The organism is Shigella sp. SIG3 (assembly GCF_053555855.1).
The window spans coordinates 1-6,361 of record NZ_JBQZXE010000161.1; the positions used below are offsets into that span (position 1 = coordinate 1).

7 protein-coding genes are annotated in these 6,361 nt (G+C 51.8%); 6 read left to right on the plus strand and 1 reads right to left on the minus strand.

The features are described from left to right. Positions 1-381: 381 nt before the first annotated feature. The 6 genes from nanR to nanQ all read left to right on the plus strand — a co-directional run bounded on the left by nanR (position 382) and on the right by nanQ (position 5,858). Positions 382-1,173 carry a transcriptional regulator NanR gene (gene nanR, locus ACUU1I_RS18870; protein WP_000523845.1) on the plus strand — a complete coding sequence of 264 codons (792 nt, stop codon included), beginning with the start codon at positions 382-384 and terminating at the stop codon, positions 1,171-1,173. 121 nt (positions 1,174-1,294) lie between these two features. Next, a complete protein-coding gene (gene nanA / locus ACUU1I_RS18875) occupies positions 1,295-2,188 on the plus strand; it encodes an N-acetylneuraminate lyase (protein ID WP_000224714.1) in 894 nt (297 codons plus the stop codon). 109 nt (positions 2,189-2,297) lie between these two features. Then, positions 2,298-3,788 (plus strand): sialic acid transporter NanT, encoded by a 1,491-nt coding sequence (gene nanT / locus ACUU1I_RS18880; protein WP_000108456.1) that lies wholly within the window; start codon positions 2,298-2,300, stop codon positions 3,786-3,788. Between the two features lie 47 nt (positions 3,789-3,835). Further along, complete coding sequence (locus ACUU1I_RS18885) at positions 3,836-4,525, plus strand: N-acetylmannosamine-6-phosphate 2-epimerase (protein WP_001300570.1); 690 nt, start codon at positions 3,836-3,838, stop codon at positions 4,523-4,525. After that, complete coding sequence (gene nanK / locus ACUU1I_RS18890) at positions 4,522-5,397, plus strand: N-acetylmannosamine kinase (protein WP_000153624.1); 876 nt, start codon at positions 4,522-4,524, stop codon at positions 5,395-5,397. Before ACUU1I_RS18885 ends, nanK begins: the two co-directional genes overlap by 4 nt. Continuing rightward, positions 5,394-5,858 carry an N-acetylneuraminate anomerase gene (nanQ, locus tag ACUU1I_RS18895; protein WP_000979880.1) on the plus strand — a complete coding sequence of 155 codons (465 nt, stop codon included), beginning with the start codon at positions 5,394-5,396 and terminating at the stop codon, positions 5,856-5,858. The genes nanK and nanQ overlap by 4 nt, the downstream gene beginning before the upstream one ends. A gap of 75 nt (positions 5,859-5,933) precedes the next feature. Here the strand turns inward: nanQ and ACUU1I_RS18900 are convergent. After that, positions 5,934-6,361 (minus strand): hypothetical protein (locus ACUU1I_RS18900; protein ID WP_449144879.1); only part of this gene is annotated, 428 nt, incomplete at its 5' end.

A 6,361-nucleotide genomic window follows, 5' to 3' on the forward strand; every position in this document is an offset into this window, starting at 1 on the left:
ATTGTTGAACTCCGTGTCAAAAGAAAACGGTCAATCCCATAAATGGCAGATTGAAAACAATGATGTTATATTTTTTGCAAGTCTATTTATGGTGCGGATGTCGTGTTTTTAATTGTAGGTGAGGTGATTTTTCATTAAAAAATATGCGATTATGATTATTTTGTAAGAACACATTCATAATATTCATAATGCTTGTGAATAGTCTTATGAATAATTCAATCGGGATGTGTTTATCTGCGTTACATTAATTTTTCGCAATAGTTAATTATTCCGTTAATTATGGTAATGATGAGGTACAAAGAGAAAAACCTGCCATTTTCCCCTACTTTCAATCCTGTGATAGGATGTCACTGATGATGTTAATCACACTGACCTTACAGAATGGGCCTTATGAACGCATTTGATTCGCAAACCGAAGATTCTTCACCTGCAATTGGTCGCAACTTGCGTAGCCGCCCGCTGGCGCGTAAAAAACTCTCCGAAATGGTGGAAGAAGAGCTGGAACAGATGATCCGCCGTCGTGAATTTGGCGAAGGTGAACAATTACCGTCTGAACGCGAACTGATGGCGTTCTTTAACGTCGGGCGTCCTTCTGTGCGTGAAGCGCTGGCAGCGTTAAAACGCAAAGGTCTGGTGCAAATAAACAACGGCGAACGCGCTCGTGTCTCTCGACCTTCTGCGGACACCATCATCGGCGAGCTTTCCGGCATGGCGAAAGATTTCCTTTCTCATCCTGGTGGGATTGCCCATTTCGAACAATTACGTCTGTTCTTTGAATCCAGCCTGGTGCGCTATGCGGCTGAACACGCCACCGATGAGCAAATCGATTTGCTGGCAAAAGCACTGGAAATCAACAGTCAGTCGCTGGATAACAACGCGGCATTCATTCGTTCAGACGTTGATTTCCACCGCGTGCTGGCGGAGATCCCCGGTAACCCAATCTTCATGGCGATCCACGTTGCCCTGCTCGACTGGCTTATTGCCGCACGCCCAACGGTTACCGATCAGGCACTGCACGAACATAACAACGTTAGTTATCAACAGCATATTGCGATCGTTGATGCGATCCGCCGTCATGATCCTGACGAAGCCGATCGTGCGTTGCAATCGCATCTCAACAGCGTCTCTGCTACCTGGCACGCTTTCGGTCAGACCACCAACAAAAAGAAATAATGCCACTTTAGTGAAGCAGATCGCATTATAAGCTTTCTGTATGGGGTGTTGCTTAATTGATCTGGTATAACAGGTATAAAGGTATATCGTTTATCAGACAAGCATCACTTCAGAGGTATTTATGGCAACGAATTTACGTGGCGTAATGGCTGCACTCCTGACTCCTTTTGATCAACAACAAGCACTGGATAAAGCGAGTCTGCGCCGCCTGGTTCAGTTCAATATTCAGCAGGGCATCGACGGTTTATACGTGGGTGGTTCGACCGGCGAAGCCTTTGTACAAAGCCTTTCCGAGCGTGAACAGGTACTGGAAATCGTCGCCGAAGAGGCGAAAGGTAAGATTAAACTCATCGCCCACGTCGGTTGCGTCAGCACCGCTGAAAGCCAACAACTTGCGGCATCGGCTAAACGTTATGGCTTCGATGCCGTCTCCGCCGTCACGCCGTTCTACTATCCTTTCAGCTTTGAAGAACACTGCGATCACTATCGGGCAATTATTGATTCAGCGGATGGTTTGCCGATGGTGGTGTACAACATTCCAGCCCTGAGTGGGGTAAAACTGACCCTGGATCAGATCAACACCCTGGTTACGTTGCCTGGCGTCGGTGCGCTGAAACAGACTTCTGGCGATCTCTATCAGATGGAACAGATCCGTCGTGAACATCCTGATCTGGTGCTCTATAACGGTTACGACGAAATCTTCGCTTCCGGCTTGCTGGCAGGCGCTGATGGTGGTATCGGCAGTACTTACAACATCATGGGCTGGCGATATCAGGGGATCGTGAAGGCGCTGAAAGAAGGCGATATCCAGACCGCGCAGAAACTGCAAACTGAGTGCAACAAAGTCATTGATTTACTGATCAAAACGGGCGTATTCCGCGGCCTGAAAACTGTCCTGCATTATATGGATGTCGTTTCTGTGCCGCTGTGCCGCAAACCGTTTGGACCGGTAGATGAAAAATATCTGCCAGAACTGAAGGCGCTGGCCCAGCAGTTGATGCAAGAGCGCGGGTGAGTTGTTTTCCCCTCGCTCGCCCCTACCGGGTGAGGGGAAATAAACGCATCTGTACCCTACAATTTTCATACCAAAGCGTGTGGGCATCGCCCACCGCGGGAGACTCACAATGAGTACTACAACCCAGAATATCCCGTGGTATCGCCATCTCAACCGTGCACAATGGCGCGCATTTTCCGCTGCCTGGTTGGGATATCTGCTTGACGGTTTTGATTTCGTTTTAATCGCCCTGGTACTCACCGAAGTACAGGGTGAATTCGGGCTGACGACGGTGCAGGCGGCAAGTCTGATCTCCGCAGCCTTTATCTCTCGCTGGTTCGGCGGCCTGATGCTCGGCGCTATGGGTGACCGCTACGGGCGTCGTCTGGCAATGGTCACCAGCATCGTTCTCTTCTCGGCCGGGACGCTGGCCTGCGGCTTTGCGCCAGGCTACATCACCATGTTTATCGCTCGTCTGGTCATCGGCATGGGGATGGCGGGTGAATACGGTTCCAGCGCCACCTATGTCATTGAAAGCTGGCCAAAACATCTGCGTAACAAAGCCAGTGGTTTTTTGATTTCAGGCTTCTCTGTGGGGGCCGTCGTTGCCGCTCAGGTCTATAGCCTGGTGGTTCCGGTCTGGGGTTGGCGTGCGCTGTTCTTTATCGGCATTTTGCCAATCATCTTTGCTCTCTGGCTGCGTAAAAACATCCCGGAAGCGGAAGACTGGAAAGAGAAACACGCAGGTAAAGCACCAGTACGCACAATGGTGGATATTCTCTACCGTGGTGAACATCGCATTGCCAATATCGTAATGACACTGGCGGCGGCTACTGCGCTGTGGTTCTGCTTCGCCGGTAACCTGCAAAATGCTGCAATCGTCGCTGTTCTCGGGCTGTTATGCGCCGCAATCTTTATCAGCTTTATGGTGCAAAGTACGGGTAAACGCTGGCCAACGGGCGTAATGCTGATGGTGGTCGTGTTGTTTGCTTTCCTCTACTCATGGCCGATTCAGGCGCTGCTGCCAACGTATCTGAAAACCGATCTGGCTTATAACCCGCATACTGTCGCCAATGTGCTGTTCTTTAGTGGCTTTGGCGCGGCCGTGGGATGCTGCGTAGGTGGCTTCCTCGGTGACTGGCTGGGAACCCACAAAGCGTACGTTTGTAGCCTGCTGGCCTCGCAGCTGCTGATTATTCCGGTATTTGCGATTGGCGGCGCAAACGTCTGGGTGCTCGGTCTGTTACTGTTCTTCCAGCAAATGCTTGGACAAGGGATCGCCGGGATCTTACCGAAACTGATTGGCGGTTATTTCGATACCGACCAGCGTGCAGCGGGCCTGGGCTTTACCTACAACGTTGGCGCATTGGGTGGCGCACTGGCCCCAATCATCGGCGCGTTGATCGCTCAACGTCTGGATCTGGGTACTGCGCTGGCATCGCTCTCGTTCAGCCTGACATTTGTGGTGATCCTGCTGATTGGTCTGGATATGCCTTCCCGCGTTCAGCGTTGGCTGCGCCCGGAAGCATTGCGTACTCATGACGCTATCGACGGCAAACCATTTAGCGGTGCCGTGCCATTTGGCAGCGCCAAAAACGATTTAGTCAAAACCAAAAGTTAATCCTGTTGCCCGGTCTATGTACCGGGCCTTTCGCTAAGGGAAGATGTATGTCGTTACTTGCACAACTGGATCAAAAAATCGCTGCTAACGGTGGCCTGATTGTCTCCTGCCAGCCGGTTCCTGACAGCCCGCTCGATAAACCCGAAATCGTCGCAGCCATGGCATTAGCGGCAGAGCAGGCGGGCGCGGTTGCCATTCGCATCGAAGGTGTGGCAAATCTGCAAGCCACGCGTGCGGTGGTGAGCGTGCCGATTATTGGAATTGTGAAACGCGATCTGGAGGATTCTCCGGTACGCATCACGGCCTATATTGAAGATGTCGATGCGCTGGCGCAGGCGGGCGCGGACATTATCGCCATTGACGGCACCGACCGCCCGCGTCCGGTGCCTGTTGAAACGCTGCTGGCACGTATCCATCATCACGGTTTACTGGCGATGACCGACTGCTCAACGCCGGAAGACGGCCTGGCATGCCAAAAGCTGGGAGCCGAAATTATTGGCACTACGCTTTCTGGCTATACCACGCCTGAAACGCCAGAAGAGCCGGATCTGGCGCTGGTGAAAACGTTGAGCGAAGCCGGATGTCGGGTGATTGCCGAAGGGCGTTACAACACGCCTGCTCAGGCGGCAGATGCGATGCGCCACGGCGCGTGGGCGGTGACGGTCGGTTCTGCCATTACGCGTCTTGAACACATTTGTCAGTGGTACAACACAGCGATGAAAAAGGCGGTGCTATGACCATACTGGCGATTGATATCGGCGGTACTAAACTTGCCGCCGCGCTGATTGGCGCTGACGGGCAGATCCGCGATCGTCGTGAACTTCCTACGCCAGCCAGCCAGACACCAGAAGCCTTGCGTGATGCCTTATCCGCATTAGTCTCTCCGTTGCAAGCTCATGCGCAGCGGGTTGCCATCGCTTCAACCGGAATTATTCGCGACGGCAGTTTGCTGGCGCTGAATCCGCATAATCTCGGTGGATTGCTACACTTTCCGTTAGTCAAAACGCTGGAACAACTTACCAATTTGCCGACCATTGCCATTAACGACGCGCAGGCCGCAGCATGGGCAGAGTATCAGGCGCTGGAAGGCGATATAACCGATATGGTCTTTATCACCGTTTCCACTGGCGTCGGCGGCGGTGTAGTGAGCGGCGGCAAACTGCTTACCGGCCCTGGCGGTCTGGCGGGGCACATCGGGCATACGCTTGCCGATCCACACGGCCCAGTCTGCGGCTGTGGACGCACAGGTTGCGTGGAAGCAATTGCTTCTGGTCGCGGCATTGCGGCGGCAGCGCAGGGCGAGCTGGCTGGCGCGGATGCGAGAACTATTTTCACACGCGCCGGGCAGGGCGATGAGCAGGCGCAGCAACTGATTCATCGCTCCGCACGTACGCTTGCAAGGCTGATCGCTGATATTAAAGCCACAACTGATTGCCAGTGCGTGGTGGTTGGTGGCAGCGTTGGTCTGGCAGAAGGGTATCTGGCGTTGGTGGAAATGTATCTGGCGCAGGAGCCAGCGGCATTTCATGTTGATTTACTGGCGGCGCATTACCGCCATGATGCAGGTTTACTTGGGGCTGCGCTGTTGGCCCAGGGAGAAAAATTATGATGATGGGTGAAGTACAGTCATTACCGTCTGCTGGGTTACATCCTGCGTTACAGGACGCGTTAACGCTGGCCTTAGCTGCCAGACCGCAAGAAAAAGCGCCGGGTCGTTACGAATTACAGGGCGACAATATTTTTATGAATGTCATGACGTTTAACACTCAATCGCCCGTCGAGAAAAAAGCGGAATTGCACGAGCAATACATTGATATCCAGCTGTTATTAAACGGTGAGGAACGGATTCTGTTTGGCATGGCAGGCACTGCGCGCCAATGTGAAGAGTTCCACCATGAAGATGATTACCAGCTTTGTAGCGCCATTGAAAACGAGCAAACCATCATCCTGAAACCGGGAATGTTCGCCGTGTTTATGCCAGGAGAGCCGCATAAGCCGGGATGCGTTGTTGGCGAGCCGGGTGAGATTAAAAAGGTGGTGGTGAAGGTTAAGGCTGATTTAATGGCTTAAATTTATTAGATCAGGTGTGACCTGACCCATCTTTGGCACAGAGCCAAACCTGAACTGACGGACCGCTCTGTGCCATTACCTGACGTTGTATTCTTTTATGTTAACACCCTTGATACTGTATATACCTGTCCGCTTAATTCGCTTGCCCTTTTTATTCGTAATAGTTGCTGTAAGTGTACTGCAGCGAATGGAATGACGTTCATCAATCACCAGCCGAATTGCTTCTGAAGCATCTTCCACCTCTAGAAGGTCGTGAGTCTTATTTAAGCCGAATGGAACAAGGTGGAAGGCAGTTTTTCCTGATGATTTTCTGGTTATTTTTACTGGATACAACACATCACCACTTTTATGGATTAATTCAAGCTGTTCAATGTAAATCATGGCAACTTTTGAGGTGTACTGGCAATAGCGGACACTACCATTTGTTCTTTTTTTAAGCAGCCATCTGATGATATTTTCCTTGAAGGCTGCCGGGGAGATATTCCCCAGACGAGAGTGACGAC